The organism is Empedobacter brevis, assembly GCF_965118635.1.
GTDB classification, from domain to species: Bacteria; Bacteroidota; Bacteroidia; order Flavobacteriales; family Weeksellaceae; genus Empedobacter; species Empedobacter brevis_A.
The window spans coordinates 226,292-242,409 of sequence record NZ_CBCPHV010000003.1 but is presented as its reverse complement, the minus strand read 5'-3'; the positions used below and the strand labels follow the sequence as shown (position 1 = coordinate 242,409).

16 protein-coding genes are annotated in these 16,118 nt (G+C 30.8%); 7 read left to right on the top strand and 9 right to left on the bottom strand.

What is annotated here, in order from left to right:
• Positions 1 to 64: 64 nt before the first annotated feature.
• Positions 65 to 2,590 carry an ATP-dependent Clp protease ATP-binding subunit gene (locus ACMHJW_RS05585; RefSeq protein WP_413532430.1) on the bottom strand — a complete coding sequence of 842 codons (2,526 nt, stop codon included), beginning with the start codon at positions 2,588 to 2,590 and terminating at the stop codon, positions 65 to 67.
• A 108-nt stretch (positions 2,591 to 2,698) separates the two neighbouring features.
• Positions 2,699 to 3,349: an NRDE family protein gene (locus ACMHJW_RS05580; RefSeq protein ID WP_413532429.1), complete on the bottom strand. Its 651-nt coding sequence runs from the start codon at positions 3,347 to 3,349 to the stop codon at positions 2,699 to 2,701.
• A gap of 50 nt (positions 3,350 to 3,399) precedes the next feature.
• On the opposite strand from ACMHJW_RS05580, the gene ACMHJW_RS05575 reads away from it, so the two are divergent.
• The 3 genes from ACMHJW_RS05575 to ACMHJW_RS05565 all read left to right on the top strand — a co-directional run bounded on the left by ACMHJW_RS05575 (position 3,400) and on the right by ACMHJW_RS05565 (position 5,717).
• Positions 3,400 to 3,897 (top strand): hypothetical protein, encoded by a 498-nt coding sequence (locus ACMHJW_RS05575; RefSeq protein ID WP_413532428.1) that lies wholly within the window; start codon positions 3,400 to 3,402, stop codon positions 3,895 to 3,897.
• Positions 3,894 to 4,880 carry a D-alanine--D-alanine ligase gene (locus tag ACMHJW_RS05570; protein ID WP_413532427.1) on the top strand — a complete coding sequence of 329 codons (987 nt, stop codon included), beginning with the start codon at positions 3,894 to 3,896 and terminating at the stop codon, positions 4,878 to 4,880. Before ACMHJW_RS05575 ends, ACMHJW_RS05570 begins: the two co-directional genes overlap by 4 nt.
• A 66-nt stretch (positions 4,881 to 4,946) precedes the next feature.
• Positions 4,947 to 5,717: a rhomboid family intramembrane serine protease gene (locus tag ACMHJW_RS05565; protein ID WP_413532426.1), complete on the top strand. Its 771-nt coding sequence runs from the start codon at positions 4,947 to 4,949 to the stop codon at positions 5,715 to 5,717.
• Here the strand turns inward: ACMHJW_RS05565 and ACMHJW_RS05560 are convergent.
• The gene (locus ACMHJW_RS05560) at positions 5,678 to 6,112 is read right to left on the bottom strand and encodes a hypothetical protein (protein ID WP_413532425.1); all 435 of its coding nucleotides are present in this window, start codon (positions 6,110 to 6,112) and stop codon (positions 5,678 to 5,680) included. The genes ACMHJW_RS05565 and ACMHJW_RS05560 overlap by 40 nt on opposite strands.
• A 178-nt stretch (positions 6,113 to 6,290) precedes the next feature.
• Between ACMHJW_RS05560 and ACMHJW_RS05555 the strand changes: the two genes are divergently transcribed.
• Complete coding sequence (locus ACMHJW_RS05555) at positions 6,291 to 8,558, top strand: zinc-dependent metalloprotease (protein ID WP_413532424.1); 2,268 nt, start codon at positions 6,291 to 6,293, stop codon at positions 8,556 to 8,558.
• A gap of 73 nt (positions 8,559 to 8,631) precedes the next feature.
• Here the strand turns inward: ACMHJW_RS05555 and ACMHJW_RS05550 are convergent, their stop codons facing one another.
• Positions 8,632 to 8,952, bottom strand: coding sequence for a YbaB/EbfC family nucleoid-associated protein (locus ACMHJW_RS05550; RefSeq protein ID WP_413532423.1), 321 nt, complete (start codon positions 8,950 to 8,952; stop codon positions 8,632 to 8,634).
• A gap of 23 nt (positions 8,953 to 8,975) precedes the next feature.
• On the bottom strand, positions 8,976 to 9,962 hold the full coding sequence (gene obgE / locus ACMHJW_RS05545; protein WP_413532422.1) for a GTPase ObgE: 987 nt from the start codon (positions 9,960 to 9,962) through the stop codon (positions 8,976 to 8,978).
• 179 nt (positions 9,963 to 10,141) lie between these two features.
• On the opposite strand from obgE, the gene ACMHJW_RS05540 reads away from it, so the two are divergent.
• Entirely contained in the window at positions 10,142 to 11,173 is a 1,032-nt protein-coding gene (locus tag ACMHJW_RS05540) for a quinone-dependent dihydroorotate dehydrogenase (protein WP_413532421.1), read from the top strand.
• A gap of 61 nt (positions 11,174 to 11,234) precedes the next feature.
• Here ACMHJW_RS05540 and ACMHJW_RS05535 read toward each other — a convergent pair whose 3' ends face one another.
• The 4 genes from ACMHJW_RS05535 to kdsA form a co-directional block, all read right to left on the bottom strand.
• Complete coding sequence (locus tag ACMHJW_RS05535) at positions 11,235 to 11,813, bottom strand: adenylate kinase (protein ID WP_413532420.1); 579 nt, start codon at positions 11,811 to 11,813, stop codon at positions 11,235 to 11,237.
• A 6-nt stretch (positions 11,814 to 11,819) separates the two neighbouring features.
• Positions 11,820 to 12,356, bottom strand: a complete 537-nt coding sequence (hpt, locus tag ACMHJW_RS05530) for a hypoxanthine phosphoribosyltransferase (RefSeq protein WP_413532419.1) — start codon at positions 12,354 to 12,356, stop codon at positions 11,820 to 11,822.
• Positions 12,357 to 12,415: 59 nt separating this feature from the next.
• Positions 12,416 to 13,777: an oxygen-independent coproporphyrinogen III oxidase gene (gene hemN / locus ACMHJW_RS05525; RefSeq protein WP_413532418.1), complete on the bottom strand. Its 1,362-nt coding sequence runs from the start codon at positions 13,775 to 13,777 to the stop codon at positions 12,416 to 12,418.
• Positions 13,778 to 13,850: 73 nt separating this feature from the next.
• The gene (gene kdsA, locus ACMHJW_RS05520) at positions 13,851 to 14,660 is read right to left on the bottom strand and encodes a 3-deoxy-8-phosphooctulonate synthase (RefSeq protein ID WP_413532417.1); all 810 of its coding nucleotides are present in this window, start codon (positions 14,658 to 14,660) and stop codon (positions 13,851 to 13,853) included.
• A 76-nt stretch (positions 14,661 to 14,736) separates the two neighbouring features.
• On the opposite strand from kdsA, the gene ACMHJW_RS05515 reads away from it, so the two are divergent.
• Positions 14,737 to 14,970 carry a uroporphyrinogen decarboxylase gene (locus ACMHJW_RS05515; protein WP_413532416.1) on the top strand — a complete coding sequence of 78 codons (234 nt, stop codon included), beginning with the start codon at positions 14,737 to 14,739 and terminating at the stop codon, positions 14,968 to 14,970.
• A gap of 18 nt (positions 14,971 to 14,988) precedes the next feature.
• Complete coding sequence (locus ACMHJW_RS05510; protein ID WP_413532415.1) at positions 14,989 to 16,113, top strand: glycosyltransferase; 1,125 nt, start codon at positions 14,989 to 14,991, stop codon at positions 16,111 to 16,113.
• The last annotated feature ends 5 nt before the right edge of the window (positions 16,114 to 16,118 follow it).

The following is a 16,118-nucleotide window of genomic DNA, read 5'->3' as shown; positions in this document are numbered from 1 at the left end:
GTTATCAAAATAAAAAAGGCTCAAACAAAAATGTTCAAGCCTTTCTATTATAGAAACTTAGATATTACTCTGATTTTTCTTCTTCAATTTTTCCTTTTACAGAAATTTGAACTCCATCTTTTGCGTCATTTAAGTCAAGAATCAATTGATCTCCTTCACTAATTACAGCATTAATGATTTCTTCTGCCATTGGATCTTCAATATATTTTTGAATTGCTCTTTTCAATGGGCGCGCTCCATAATCTTTATCAAATCCTTTATCCGCAATAAAATTCTTCGCTTCTTCAGTTAATTCGATATGATAATTTAAAGCTGTTAAACGCTCAATTAAACTTTCTAATTCAATATCGATAATTTTCATAATATCTTCTTTTGTTAAAGAATTAAAGAAAATAATATCATCAATACGATTTAAAAATTCTGGTGCAAAAGCACGTTTCAGAGCAGTTTCAATCGTTGATTTTGCTCGTTCATCAGCAGAATTTTTCTTTGTTGAAGTTCCAAATCCAACACCATCTCCAAATTCTTTCAATTGTCTTGTACCAATATTAGATGTCAAGATGATAATCGTATTACGGAAATCTACTTTACGTCCTAAACTATCTGTTACATGTCCATCATCTAAAATTTGCAATAAGATATTGAATACATCTGGATGTGCTTTTTCAATCTCATCTAACAAAATTACTGCATATGGTTTGCGACGAACGGCTTCTGTCAATTGACCACCTTCTTCATAACCAACATAACCCGGAGGTGCTCCTACTAATCGAGAAACAGCAAATTTCTCCATATATTCAGACATATCAATTCTGATTAAAGCATCGTTAGAATCGAAAATTTCTTTGGCTAGTACTTTTGCTAATTGTGTTTTACCAACTCCTGTTGTTCCTAAGAAAATAAATGAACCAATTGGTTTGTTAGGATCTTTTAATCCTGCACGATTACGTTGAATTGCTTTCACAACTTTTGCAACTGCTTCGTCTTGACCAATTACTTTTCCTTTCATTAACTCATTCATTTGAGCTAATTTTTTTAATTCTTTTTCTGCTACACGATGTACGGGAACTCCAGACATTAATGAAACAACTTCTGCTACATTTTCTTCTGTAACGGTTTCACGATTTTCTTTCGATTCTTGTACCCATTTTGCTTGTTCACGAATCAAATCACTTTCAATTTGCTTTTCTGAATCACGTAAACGAGCAGCTTCTTCGTATTTTTGAGATTTTACAACTTTCGTTTTCTCTTCGCGAACTTCTTCTAATTTTGCTTCAAGATCTAAAATTTCTTGCGGAACTTTTATATTCTTGATATGCACACGAGAACCTGCTTCATCTAAAGCGTCAATTGCTTTATCTGGTAAAAAACGATCTGTAATATAGCGTGTTGTTAAATTAACACAAGCTTGCAATGCTTCATCTGTATAATTTACATTATGATGAGCTTCGTATTTATCTTTTATATTATGTAAAATCTGTAATGTTTCTTCTGGTGTAGTTGGTTCTACCATTACATTTTGAAAACGACGAACCAAAGCTCCATCTTTCTCAATATATTGACGGTATTCATCCAAAGTTGTTGCACCAATACATTGCAGTTCTCCTCTTGCCAAGGCAGGTTTAAACATGTTCGAAGCATCTAAAGAACCTGTAGCTCCTCCTGCTCCAACAATTGTATGTAATTCATCAATGAAAAGAATAATGTCATCATTTTTCTCTAATTCATTCATGATTGCTTTCATACGTTCTTCAAACTGTCCACGGTATTTTGTACCAGCAACTAATGAAGCTAAATCTAAAGTAACTACACGCTTGTTGAATAATACACGAGAAACTTTACGTTGTACAATTCGTAATGCTAAACCTTCTGCAATTGCAGACTTACCAACTCCTGGTTCTCCAATCAATAATGGATTGTTCTTTTTACGTCGAGAAAGAATTTGAGAAACACGTTCTATTTCTTTTTCTCGACCAACAACAGGATCCAATTTTCCTTCTTGCGCAATAGCAGTTAAATCGCGTCCAAAATTATCTAAAACAGGAGTTTTACTTTTTGAAGTCGATTTACTTGTAGATGCTCGTTCAAAATCATTGTCAGAATCACCTCCATCAAATGATGGATTTTCTGCACGAGGAGATTGAATTTCTTCATCTTGAAATTGAAATTTGAATTCTTCTTTTACTGTATTATAATCAATATCCAATTTATTCATCAATTTTGTAATTGGATCGTTTTCATTACGAAGAATACATAATAATAAATGGATTGTATTTACAGTAGGACTTTTGAACAATTTAGCTTCTAAGAAAGTTGTTTTCAACGCTCTTTCAGCTTGTTTTGTCAAACTCAATTTTTTTATATTATTTTCTGGAGTTTCCTTTGCTGGGTTTAGGTTTTCTATTTTTTGTCGCATTTCATCTAAATCGACGTTTAATGCTTCTAAGACAGAAATGGCTTTCCCTTCACCGTCGCGAATAATCCCCAACAGAAGGTGTTCCGTTCCTATCTGGTCGTGCCCTAATCTCAACGCTTCTTCCTTACTGTAAGAAATAACGTCTTTTACTTGTTGTGAGAAATTATCGTTCATTTTATTTAAGCTGTCTTTAATAATATTCAATTGATTATAGCATAAATTATGCCTATGTCTGAAATGATTTGATGATTCCCTAAAATAGCGAATTATTGTCTACTAATTTTAAAATAACTGACAATATTTCATATCAATTCTTAAAGAATTCATAACAATTTGAGAGATTGATGTTGTTGCTAAAAAATCGTATAAATCGCCTTTTTTCATTTTCAAATCATTGTGAAGTTCTAAAATTTTTCTGAGATTTAAATCATTATTTTCATTAAAAATTTCATTAATTTCATTTCTTCTTTCAGGATTGTATAAAGTAGACGAACACCACGTTACAATTTTTTCTTGCGAAACATCTTTTACAATCAGTTCATTTTCGTTCCAAAACAAAAGGTAAGCATTTTTAGTTGGTCTTTCAAATACAAAAATTGTAAAAGGAGCTATTTCTGACAAATTTTCCGAATCAACAAATTCATTTACAGAGTTATACTTCAATAAATTTAACAAAATAATTCCTCTGCTTTCTCTGTATTTATCTTTCAAATGCAATGGTTTTTCAATTCCTCCATTCAAAATACAAGCTATATATTGTTCCGAATAGAAAATCCAAGTTCCATTTGCACGTTCATCTACAGGAGAAAAATAAGTTTTATTAAAACGTTTTTGTTCCACAATTTCTTTGGAAGAAGAACGATTTATTTCTTCATCTCGGTTGTGTGTCAACACAAATTCATCTCCATTTTTGTAAAAACTGATTATACACATCTCATTTTTCGATTTAGTTCAAATGTAAAAATTTATCTTTGCAAAGAAATATGAGTATTCAGAAAACTATAGCGCATTCTTTTGATGAAATGAAATTAATTCTTTTGCAATTTGACGATTCGTCTTTTCAAAAAGAATTAGAAATTATTTCTGATGCTTCTATTGGTCAACATTTTCGACATATTATTGAATTCTATACTTGCTTTTTAGAAGCTCAGAACAATCATTCTATTTGTTATGATCGCAGAAAGCGAAATAAATTGTTAGAAAACTCTGTTGTTGAGAATTTGAATACTTTGAATTTTCTAAAATCACGAATTGAACGTTTAGATTTAGATAAAATTATTCAACTTGAACAAAATTATTACGGCGAAAATTTTACGATTAACACAACAAATCATCGCGAATTAATGTATTGTTTTGATCACAGCGTCCATCATTTTGCATTGATTAAAATTGCAATAGAAACTCATTTTCCTACGATTAAAATTCCTCAAAATTTTGGAATTTCATCTTCAACCATTGCTTTTCAAAATCAAGAGAAATGAATCCAAAAATAACAAAATGGACACAATACGAATTTTGGCCATTCTGGTTATTTTATGCGCCATTAACACCTTGGTACATTTATAAAATCTTCCAAGCAGGTGCTCCAGCTTATTTTTGTTCTGTAAATCCCACAATGAAATGGGGTGGTTTTATTGATTATTCTAAGATCGATTTACTCAATCAGATTGATGAAAATTATAAACCAAAAACTGTTTTTTTTGAAGAATTTACTTCTCAAAAAATTCCATTCGAGTTTCCTTTTATAGCAAAACCAAATTTTGGTGAACGAGGATTTGGAGTAGAATTAATTCGCAATGAAAATGATTGGAAAACTTATTTAGAGCAAAATAATCGAGATTTAATTTTACAAGAATATATTCAATCCAATTTTGAATTTGGTGTTTTTTATGTTCGTTTACCTAAAGAAAACAAAGGCAAAATACTTTCGATAACAGCAAAAGATTTTTTGACTTTTACAGGAGATGGAAAATCAACTTTGAAAGAATTAATCGAACAAAATTTAAGAGCTTTTTATCGAAAAGATTATTTGTTTAAACGTTATGAAAATCAATTGCATTCTATTCTATCGGAAAATGAAAAATTGTTAGTTGAACCAATTGGCAATCATAGTCGTGGAACAATTTTCTTGGATGGTTCTTCGCTAAAAACAAAAAAATTAGAAGAAACGATTGATGAAATTGCTAAGAAAATAGATGGTTTCTTTTATGGACGAATTGATTTGAAAGCAAAAAGTTTGGAAGATTTTCAGAACGGAAATTTTGTCATACTCGAAATAAATGGAGCAAATTCTGAAGCAACACATATTTATGATCCGAATTTTAATTTGATAAAAGCTTATAAAGAAGTCATTAAGCATTTAGATTATCAACATAAAATTTCAGTTCAGAATCATCAATTAGGTATAAAATGGACTGATTGGAAATTGCTTGCAAAGGAATTGATAAAACGATATCGATCTTAATTTAACCAAAATTGGCAGAATTTCTGGAAAGGAATAAAGATTGAAAGATATCCTGAAACCAATTTTATGAGTTATCCTTTCCCAAAGAAAACCATTATAATTCCTTTATTATTACTTATCCCAATGTGGATTATCTTCTTATTCCAACAAAATGGTTATAGTTTGGATAGTTGTTACGGAGTTATTCCAAGAACTTTTGTAGGATTAAAAGGAATTTTATTCTCACCACTTTTCCATTCGGGTTGGAAACATATTATTAGCAATACATTTCCATTAGCATTTCTTAGTTTTATCGCTTTATTAATGTACGATAGATTGGCTTATTATGTTATTTTCTTTGGCTGGATTTTGTCTGGAATAATTCTTTGGTTGATTGGAAATCCACCTTTTTTGGATGATTATGTAAGTTGTCATATTGGAGCAAGTTCAATCGTTTACTTATTAGCTTCATTTATATTTTTTAGTGGAATTATTAGAAAAGAACGTGGGTTAATGGCGATTTCATTAATCATTATTTTATTGTATGGTGGGATGATTTGGGGAATGGTTCCACAAGAAATTTTGCCACAATTGAAAACTGATACAAGTAGCAATTCTATTTCTTGGGAAGGGCATTTGAGTGGATTTATTTCAGGCGCTTTTTTCGCTTATCTATTTAGAAAAATTGGACCACAAAAAGAAGTTCCGAAATGGGATCAAGAAAATTATTATGATCCACAAGAGGAACGTTTATGGGAAGTTTATCAAGAACAAGAACGTTTGAAAGCAGAATATTTTGAATCGTTGAATGAAGAAAATCATTCTGACAACGATTTCAAAAATACATCCAATTCATAAATTTCTTTTGGTGCACTTCCTGCATCATAACTAGGAGAATAGTAATTAATTTCGTTTTCTTTTACAACAATATTAACAAGTGGAGCTCCATCAAATTGATGAGTTTGTGCACTTTTATCAACCACAATATTTTCTAATTTCGATAAATTGATAGGATGTAATAATTCTTTTATTTTCTTCCAATCTTCCTTTCTCGTTTCTCTAACTATTGTATCAAAATTATGAATAATGTATGTTTTCTTTGAGTCAATAATTTGACTTTCTGTATATTTTCTAGTTGATTGTATTCGTGTTATTTCAACCGTTTTCAAATCATTTTCTATCGGTTTATTATGATTTACAGCACAACTTATCATTGTTAATAAAATTGCTGCTATTGTATTTATTTTTAACATGTTTTGTGTTTTATTAGCTTATTTATTATTAAAAATTCATATGATAAAATAGAAAGAATCAACTCTCATTAAATCGAAATAAATTTATTATTTTATTTAGATTAATTAAAAATATTTATCGATTTTCCTTTGATGGTTAATATTTTTAGGATAGTTTTGCCCCAAAATTAACGTATTGATGAAAAAAAATATATATTATTTATTTCTTTTACTTTCTTCAAATTATTCATTTGCGCAAAACTGGACACTAGTTACTGAATCTGAAGCTTATCCAACTGCAAGAACAGAATATCAGAATAAAAGAAACCAAAAAATTTTCAAATTAGATCGCAAAACATTAGATCAAAAATTAGTAAATGTAACTTCTCGTAATACAAATCAAGTTGGTACAATCATTAGTATGCCTAATGATAAAGGAGTTGTTGAACGTTTTGAAGTTTGGGAAGCTTCTAATTTTTCGGCAAAAGACCAAGCAAAATATCCGAATTTGCGCTCTTATGTAGGAAAAAGTATAGAAGATCCTTCGGCTTATTTACGTTTTAGTACAGGACCTTCGGGAATTAGTTCGACAATTTTTCGAGCACATGACAAATCTGAATTTTTAGAAACTTATTCAAGCGATGGAAAATTTTTCGAAGTACATTCTAAAAATGCAAAAAATGATTTTAATTGCTCTACTCCAGAAGAACATGCAAATCATCAACTTGCTGAAAGAATTGAAACAAAGAATAATGATCAAAAATTCAGAACATATCGTTTAGCTTTATCTGTTACAGGAGAATATAGTCAAACTTTTGGTGGCACATTAGAAAAATCACTTGAAGCCATGAACAATACGATGACTCGTGTAAATGGTATTTTCGAAAAAGATATGGCTGTTAATTTCATTTTTGCTGATGATATTGAAAAACTTGTTTATTTAGATCCAAAAACAGATCCTTATTCTCCTGCAAGAGAAGGTCTTTCTAATGATAGTATATATGGAACTTCACCTAATTATGCTTCTGTTTGGAATGTAGAATTACAACGTAATTTACGCGATAATTTTGGAGAAGATAAATATGATATAGGCCATTTATTTGGACACGAAGGCGGTGGAGGAAATGCCGGTTGTATAGGTTGTATATGTGAAACTGATTTTCCTCTAGGTAAAGGAAGTGGTTTTACTTCTCCTGGAAACGGTTTACCAAAAGGAGATAGTTTTGATGTAGATTATGTTGCACACGAAATTGGACATCAACTAGGAGCAAATCATACATTCTCTCACAGATACGAAAGTTCAGGTGTTCTTGTTGAGCCTGGAGGAGGATCGACTATTATGGGATATGCTGGTATTACATATTATAATATACAAGCGCATTCTGATGATTACTTTGCGCATTCGAGCATTCGACAAGTTAAAGATAATTTAAGTACTAAAACTTGTGGAATTTCTCGTCCAATTTTGAATACAGCCCCTAAAATTGAATTAAAAGAAACTACATATTACATTCCAGTTGAAACAGCATTCAAGCTAGATGCAAAGGTAACAGATGATGAAAATGATGCTATTCTAGTAAATTGGGAACAAAACAATTCAGGAACATATACAACAACTAATTCTTACAGTAGAGTGAGAACGAATAAAACAATTGGTCCTAATTTTAGATCTTATCAACCAGTAAAAGAAACTTATCGCTATTTTCCTAAATTTGAAAGTATTCTTGAAAATAAATTAACACGAGATGTTTTTGATGAACAACCACCAAAATTAAATGAAATATATAGTACTATTGTTGGTGAATCTTTAACGTCTGTTCCAAGAAAGTATGATTTTACAGTTACAGCAAGAGATTATAATCCAGAAGGACCACAAAATAATTATGCACAAGTAAAAGTAACTGCCACTCCGAGTGTAGGACCTTTTGTTATTACATCCCCAGAAAAACTTGTTATTAATACAAATGAATTTACAGTAACATGGGATGTTGCCAACACAGATATTGCTCCAGTAAATACAACAAAAGTTAAAGTTTCAATTTCATGGGACGGAGGAAAATCTTTTAAAGAATTAGGAATCGTGGATAATAATGGTTCTGCTACTTTCAAAATGCCTGAAGATGCAGTTTCTGTCACAAAAGGTTATATAATGATAGAAGCAATTGACAATATTTTCTTAGCAGTAAAGAAATTCGAAACTGAACTATTAGCAACAAATGATTTAGTAAAAAACGAGTCTAAAATTTATCCAAATCCATCAAATGGAACTTTTACAATCGAACAGAAAATTACAGGACAAGTTAAAATTAATGTCATTGATATAAACGGACGAATCGTATATTCAACTAATACAAATGCTACAGGAAATTTCAAAAAAGAGATTAACACAAACTTAACTAGCGGTGTTTATTTTGTACAAGTTTCTTCTAATGAAGGAGAAAATACGTCAAAATTAATCATCAAATAACCATAATTTATATCAAAAATAAACCCCTGAAAAATTAATTTTCAGGGGTTTTATATTTTTTAGTTATTCACTTTTAGAAAGGCATTCCAGGGATATTTGGTAAATTATCCTGAGCTGTTTTCTTAGCTTTATCGATTGCTTCATTTTTTACTTGTTCCAACGCTTTGTTTAACGTCATCACCAATAAATCTTCAATCTCTTCTTTCTCCATTCCTTCAGCAAGTTCAATATCTTTTACTGTAGCTAATTTAGACATTGTAATTTTCACTTTACCATCGTTAGAAGTTGTTGTAAAAACTTCGCTGTCTAATTCATTTTTCAAATCAGAGAATTTATCTTTAAAAGAATTGATTTTTCCCATCATTCCCATAATGTCTCCAAAATTTCCAAACATTTGTCTTTATCTTTAATAATTAGTTATTCGTGTAATTTTTTCCACAATAAATCTTTCAATTCTTTGATTCCTTTTCCAGAAACAGACGAAATAAATATTGTATCGATATCAGTTGGCAATTGAGTTTTAATTTCAGCTTCCAATTCATCATCCAACATATCCGATTTAGAAATAGCTAAAACTCTTCCTTTATCTAATAATTCAGGATTAAATTTCTTCAATTCGTTCAACAGAATTTCATATTCTTTTTTATAATCTTCTGAATCGGCAGGAATTAAAAATAATAAGTTTGAATTACGTTCAATATGACGCAAGAAACGATGTCCAAGTCCTTTTCCTTCAGCAGCTCCTTCTATAATTCCAGGAATATCTGCCATAATGAATGATTTCTGATTACGATATTCTACAATTCCTAAATTAGGCGTTAAAGTTGTAAACGCATAATCAGCAATTTTTGGTTTAGCAGCAGAAACAGCAGCTAATAAAGTAGATTTTCCTGCATTTGGAAAACCAACTAAACCAACATCAGCTAGAATTTTAAGCTCTAATGTAACTTGACGTTCATCACCATCTAAACCAGGTTGAGCATAACGAGGCGTTTGACGTGTTGCAGAACGAAAATGCCAGTTTCCTAAACCTCCTTTTCCTCCTTTTGCAATAATCAATTCTTGCCCAGATTCTGTTATTTCACCTATTGTATTTCCTTCTTCATCTTTGGCAATTGTTCCAATTGGAACTTCCAAAATAATATCATCACCATCTGCACCTGTAGAACGAGATTTACCTCCACGCCCACCATTTTGCGCACGGAAATGTTTTTTGAATCTAAATTCTAATAATGTCCAAAGATTTGAGTTTCCGCGAAGTGTAATATTTCCTCCACGTCCACCATCACCACCATCTGGTCCTCCTTTGTCAATATATTTTTCGCGATGCAAACTTGCTGAACCCGCGCCGCCGTGACCGGCTCTACAATTTATTTTTACGTAGTCAACGAAATTTGATTGCATAATTCTTTTCTTTTAAGTTAGTCAGTAAAAGTACGATTTCTAATTTGTTTATTAAAATCTTGTATGATCTATTTTGAATAAATAATTAATAAAAGACGTAATTTTCTTGACTTAAAAAATTATTTCTCTAACTCCAATTCTTGCTTTTCTGTCTTAATAGGATTCACTAATTTTGCAACATGTACAAACAATTCAAAAACATTTTATTTCAATTACAACCTGAGGAAGCTCATCATTTTGTAACTAGGAATCTAAAAAACTACGTTTCTTTTCCTGGAGTTGGAAAATTATTAGATAAATTCTATCAATATAATCATCCTAGTTTAGAACGAGAAGTTTTTGGAATTAAATTCAAAAATCCTATTGGTTTAGCTGCTGGTTTTGACAAAAATGCTGAATATATCGAAGAATTGAACCACTTCGGATTTGGTTTTATAGAAATTGGAACCGTTACACCAAAACCTCAACCAGGAAATGATGCACCACGTATGTTTCGTTTGGTAGAAGATCAAGCGATTATCAACCGAATGGGATTTAATAACAAAGGTGTTGATTTTGCTGTTTCAAAAATTAGAGAATTAAAAAATCGAGAAAATTATATTATTGGCGGAAATATTGGAAAAAATAAACTAACACCAAATGAAGATGCTGTTGATGATTATATCAAGTGTTTTAATGCATTGTTTGATTATGTAGATTATTTTGTAGTCAATGTTAGTTCTCCAAACACGCCTGGATTGCGAGATTTGCAAGAAAAAGAACCATTATTGTACATTCTAAATTATTTGCAACAATACAATAATCAGAACGAAAAATCGAAACCAATTTTACTAAAAATAGCACCAGATTTAACAGATTCGCAATTAGACGATATTATAGATATTGTATTAGAATCTAAAATTGCAGGAGTGATTGCGACAAACACAACTATTTCGAGAGAAGGTTTAAAATCTGATCCTACTATTGTAAAAGAAAATGGAGGAGTTTCGGGAAAACCATTGAAAGATCGTTCGACAGAAGTGATTCGTTATCTTTCTGAAAAATCGAACAAAGCATTTCCTATCATTGGAGTTGGTGGAATTCATACAGCCGAAGATGCGAAAGAAAAACTGGAAGCTGGTGCAAGTTTGTTACAAGTTTATACAGGCTTTATTTATGAAGGTCCTGCAGTTGTAAAAAACATTTGTAAAGGCTTGGTTGAAGGAAAATAAACAAAAAAAATCTCCTTTTATTTTAAAAAGGAGATTTTTTTTATAATATAAAAGTTTGTTCTTATAAAACTTCTTCAATTGCTGCGTTCAATTTTTCGGTAATATCTTCAATAGAACCTACTCCATCAATCTCAACCCATTTTCCTTGCGCTTTGTAGTGCTCTGCTACAATTGCAGTTTTTTGATAATATTCTGTAATACGATCACGAATAATTTTTTCGTCCACATCATCAGCACGACCAGAAGTTTTTCCGCGTTCTAATAAACGTTGAACTAAAATTTCATCATCAACAACTAATGCTAATGTAATCGTTACTTCGTCTTTGTATTTATCTGCTAAGATCTTATCTAAAGCTTCTGCTTGAGAAGTTGTACGAGGATATCCATCAAAAATATATCCGTTTGAATTTGGATTTTTATCTAAATGATCAATCAACATATTTGTTGTTACCTCATCTGGAACTAATTGTCCATTATCCATGTAAGATTTTACAAGAGATCCTAATTCTGTTTCATTTTTAAGGTTGAAACGAAATAAGTCTCCAGTAGAAATTTGAGGAGTTTGGTACTTTTCTTCTAAAAATTTAGCTTGTGTCCCTTTACCACTACCAGGAGGTCCGAACAATACAATGTTTAGCATTTTGTTTTAATGTTTTATTTGATAAATATCTGGTAAATTTCTTCCTAATCCGTCAAAATCTAATCCATAACCTACTACAAATTTATCAGGAATTGAGATTCCTACTAAATCTACTTTTAAATCTTTTTTGTAAGCGTCTGGCTTAAATAATAAAGTTGCGACTTTTAATGATTTTACCTTTTTCTCTTGCAAGATTCGGTGCAATTCTACTAACGTATTACCCGTATCAACAATATCTTCTAAAATAATTACGTGACGTCCTTCAACATTCATTGGAATATCCATCTCAATAGTGATTTTCCCTGTTGATTCTGTTCCTTCGTAAGATTTTAATTTCAAGAATGAAATCTCACATTCTCCTTGATATTGTTTTAAGAAATCGCTGAAGAACATTACAACTCCGTTTAATACACCAACAAAAATCGGTCTTTCGTCTTTGTATTCTTCATAAACTTCATTTGCCATATTTTTGATGGCGTGTTCTATTTCTTCAAATGCGATGTACGGAATAAATTTTTTACCGTGAATTTCTATTTCTTTCATTGTTTGAGATATTCAAATATATACTTTTTTTGATAAAGTTTAAAACATTTATCTGTTTATTAGATTGTCATCGAGAAAATGCGGGTTTCTGGCTCGTTATCTATCATTCTCTTATCGAATGTCATACATACATTTCGTACATATGGACGTCCTTCTTCTTTTACGACCAAACCATTTTCTACAAATTCAATCAAATGATCGTCAACCATATCTTGTAACATAGTTTTTATACGATCTACATCTTCAAATTTCATGTTATCTTCTTCCCAAGAAGTTTCTAAATTACACATTAAATTTAGAATATGACGACGCATTATCAAATCTTCTTCTGATAAAATATGTCCTTTGAAAACGGATAATTCTCCATTGTGAATTGATTTTGTGTATTCTTCTACTGTTTTCTCGTTTTGTGCAAAACTATACCAAGAATCACTGATAGAAGATACGCCTAAACCAACCATTAATTGTGTTTTCGAAGAAGAATAACCCATAAAATTACGATGTAATGTATGGTTTTTCATCGATTGATACATCGAATCTTCTTTTAAAGCAAAATGATCCATTCCAACTTCAAAATAATTCATTTCTTCGAACATTTTTTTACCTTCCTCGTATAAGGCACGTTTCAACTCTGGTGATGGTAAATCTTCGTCGTTAAAACCTCTTTGTCCAACACCTTTTATCCACGGTACATGGGCGTAGCTATAAAATGATATACGATCTGGATTTAATTCTTTTGTCAAATTAATTGTTTTCATCATTCCTTCCATTGTTTGATGTGGAAGACCAAAAATCAAATCGTGAGAAATAGATGTAAAACCAATTTCACGCGCTTCTTCTGTTGCTCTTTTCACATTCTCGAAAGGTTGAACACGATTAATCGCTTCTTGAACTTTCAGATCATAATCTTGTACACCGTAAGAAATACGTCTAAAACCTAAATTGTATAAGGTTTGTAGATGTTCTTTTGTGGTGTTATTTGGATGTCCTTCTAAACTAAATTCGTATCCTTCTGCTACATCCGCATATTCAAAAATACCATCTATTAATTTCTTCAAATTTTCTGAAGAGAAAAAAGTTGGTGTTCCTCCTCCTAAATGAATTTCTTTAATTTTTGGTCGAGATGAAAATAAATCCACATATAATTTCCATTCACCTAAAACCGTATCAATGTACGGTTCCTCTATTGAATGTTGTTTTGTAATACGTTTGTTACAAGCACAAAATGTACACAACGATTCGCAATAAGGCAAATGAATGTAAATAGATATTCCTTCTTCTTCGTTACTCTCATCAAAAGATTGTTGAAACGTTTCTATCCATCGTTGTTTTGTAAAACCTTCATTATCCCAAAAAGGAACAGTTGGGTAACTTGTATAACGAGGACCAGGAATATTATATTTCTGAATTAAATTATTCATATTTAATAAATTAAAAATACTTAATCAATTTGACTAAGTATTATTTAATAAATTTTCTTTTTAAAAAATATTTTTAAAGAATTGCTTGACGAACTCGAACTAATTTAGTCAATAAACCTTCTAACAAATCTAATTGTAACATGTTTGCTCCGTCACTTTTTGCATTTTTAGGATCTGGATGCGTTTCGATAAAAATACCATCTGCACCAACAGCAATTCCAGCTTTTGCAATAGTTTCGATTAACTCTGGTTTTCCTCCTGTTACACCCGAAGCTTGATTTGGTTGTTGTAAAGAATGTGTAATATCTAAAATAACTGGTGCATAATTTTGCATAACAGGAATTCCACGATAATCTACTACTAAATCTCCGTAACCTAACATTGTTCCACGTTCTATAATTGCTACATTATTATTCCCAGAATCTATTACTTTTTCTACAGGAAATTTCATTGCTTCTGGCGAAAGAAATTGACCTTTTTTCAAGGTAACATGTTTTCCTGTTTGTGCTGCTGCAACCACTAAATCGGTTTGGCGAACTAAAAATGCAGGTATTTGTAAAACATCTACATAAGCCGCTGCCATTTCTGCATGAAAAGGTTCGTGAATATCTGTAGTCGTTGGCACATCAAAAGTTTCTCCAACTTTTTGAATAATTTTTAATGCTTTTTCATCACCAATTCCTGTAAAACTATCAATACGAGAACGATTTGCTTTTTTGAAAGATCCTTTAAAAACATAAGGAATCTCTAATTTATCAGTAATTGTTACTACTTTTTCAGCAATTCTCAAAGCCATATCTTCATTCTCTATGGCACATGGGCCAGCGATTAAAAAGAAGTTTGGCGAATCTTTGTGTTTTATCTTTGATAAAGTTTCTATCATTGTGCAAATTTACGCAAAGTTATCGACTTATTTTTCATAATTTTGCCTATACTTTATCATTCTTATTTATCGTTTTATGGATTTTTTATCTAACATTGGTATAGCTGATATTTTTGGCTATCTTGCTTCAGTCTTTATTGTCTTAGCATTCTTTTTTTCAAAAATTACAATTATTCGTATTATCAATGCAATTGGTTGTATATGTTTTGTAATTTATGCTGCTATGATGGAGGCTTGGCCAGTCCTTATTCCTAATGCAATTTTATTTTTGGTTCAAGCGTATTATATCGCTTTCAAACCTGGAAAATAATCTTAAAGAACCATAAAATTGAAAATCCTATCTGCTGTATTAAATAATATTGAAACGGACCAGAGATTAGATAAAGTTTGTCATTCTTTGTTAAAGTTTGGATATGATGTGGAATTGATTGGAGCGACTATAAAAGGAAAACCTAAGTTAAACAAATCATACAAAACTTATTTGATTGATATGAAAAATCAATCTTCTATGAAAATGTATGCAGAGTTTAATTGGAAATTATTTTTTACATTATTGAAAAAATCGGATAAACAAACCATTCTTTTAGCAAATGATTTGGATAGTTTACTTCCTTTTTATTTAGTAAGTAAATTAAAAAATATTCCGTTGGTTTTTGATAGTCATGAAATTTTCTCAGAATTACCATCATTACAGAATCGTCCAAAAACTAAAAAAGTTTGGAAAACTTTAGAACATTTTCTCTTACCGAAAGTCAACTATTTTTATACAGTAAGTAATGGATATGCCAATTGGTTTTGCAAAGAATATGGCGCTAATCCAGCTGTGATTAGAAATGTTCCCAACCGAACAAAATTAAACGATAAACAAGATTTTATTTTCTTTCGCTTACCCGAAAATCCTAAAAATGATAAAATATTATTGTATCAAGGCGCAATAAATATGAGTCGAGGAATTGACAAAATGATTAAAGCTTTTAAATACATCGATAATTGTCAATTTTGGATCGCTGGCGAAGGGCCTAAAAAAGCAGAATACGAACAATTAGTGAAAGATTTGAATCTTTCTGATCGCGTTCATTTTTTAGGAAATATTCCCCCAAAAACTTTAAAAACTATAACACCTTTAGCTGATGTAGGAATGAGTATGGAAGAAGATTTAGGATTAAGCTATCGCTACGCTCTACCGAATAAATTATTTGACTTTATTCAAGCGAGAGTACCTATTTTAGGAACTAATTTACCTGAAATAAAAAAAATAATCGAAGATTATAACGTTGGAAAAGTGATCGAAAGTCACAAGCCAAAACATTTGGCTGAAAAACTACAAGAAATCTTAGAGGAAGGAAAAAGAAGCTATCAAGAAAATCTTGCAATAGCTGCAAATGAACTTTGTTGGGAAAACGAAGAGAAAAAATTAAAAGAAATTTTTGAGCAAATTAAAAAAGTAGATTAAAACTT

Excerpts from the sequence above, each read along its gene's own strand:
- ACMHJW_RS05585 (WP_413532430.1), bottom strand. The coding sequence starts at position 2,590 with ATGAACGATAATTTCTCACAACAAGTAAAAGACGTTATTTCTTACAGT.
- ACMHJW_RS05580 (WP_413532429.1), bottom strand. The coding sequence starts at position 3,349 with ATGTGTATAATCAGTTTTTACAAAAATGGAGATGAATTTGTGTTGACA.
- ACMHJW_RS05575 (WP_413532428.1), top strand. The coding sequence starts at position 3,400 with ATGAGTATTCAGAAAACTATAGCGCATTCTTTTGATGAAATGAAATTA.
- ACMHJW_RS05570 (WP_413532427.1), top strand. The coding sequence starts at position 3,894 with ATGAATCCAAAAATAACAAAATGGACACAATACGAATTTTGGCCATTC.
- ACMHJW_RS05565 (WP_413532426.1), top strand. The coding sequence starts at position 4,947 with ATGAGTTATCCTTTCCCAAAGAAAACCATTATAATTCCTTTATTATTA.
- ACMHJW_RS05560 (WP_413532425.1), bottom strand. The coding sequence starts at position 6,112 with ATGTTAAAAATAAATACAATAGCAGCAATTTTATTAACAATGATAAGT.
- ACMHJW_RS05555 (WP_413532424.1), top strand. The coding sequence starts at position 6,291 with ATGAAAAAAAATATATATTATTTATTTCTTTTACTTTCTTCAAATTAT.
- ACMHJW_RS05550 (WP_413532423.1), bottom strand. The coding sequence starts at position 8,952 with ATGTTTGGAAATTTTGGAGACATTATGGGAATGATGGGAAAAATCAAT.
- obgE (WP_413532422.1), bottom strand. The coding sequence starts at position 9,962 with ATGCAATCAAATTTCGTTGACTACGTAAAAATAAATTGTAGAGCCGGT.
- ACMHJW_RS05540 (WP_413532421.1), top strand. The coding sequence starts at position 10,142 with ATGTACAAACAATTCAAAAACATTTTATTTCAATTACAACCTGAGGAA.
- ACMHJW_RS05535 (WP_413532420.1), bottom strand. The coding sequence starts at position 11,813 with ATGCTAAACATTGTATTGTTCGGACCTCCTGGTAGTGGTAAAGGGACA.
- hpt (WP_413532419.1), bottom strand. The coding sequence starts at position 12,356 with ATGAAAGAAATAGAAATTCACGGTAAAAAATTTATTCCGTACATCGCA.
- hemN (WP_413532418.1), bottom strand. The coding sequence starts at position 13,777 with ATGAATAATTTAATTCAGAAATATAATATTCCTGGTCCTCGTTATACA.
- kdsA (WP_413532417.1), bottom strand. The coding sequence starts at position 14,660 with ATGATAGAAACTTTATCAAAGATAAAACACAAAGATTCGCCAAACTTC.
- ACMHJW_RS05515 (WP_413532416.1), top strand. The coding sequence starts at position 14,737 with ATGGATTTTTTATCTAACATTGGTATAGCTGATATTTTTGGCTATCTT.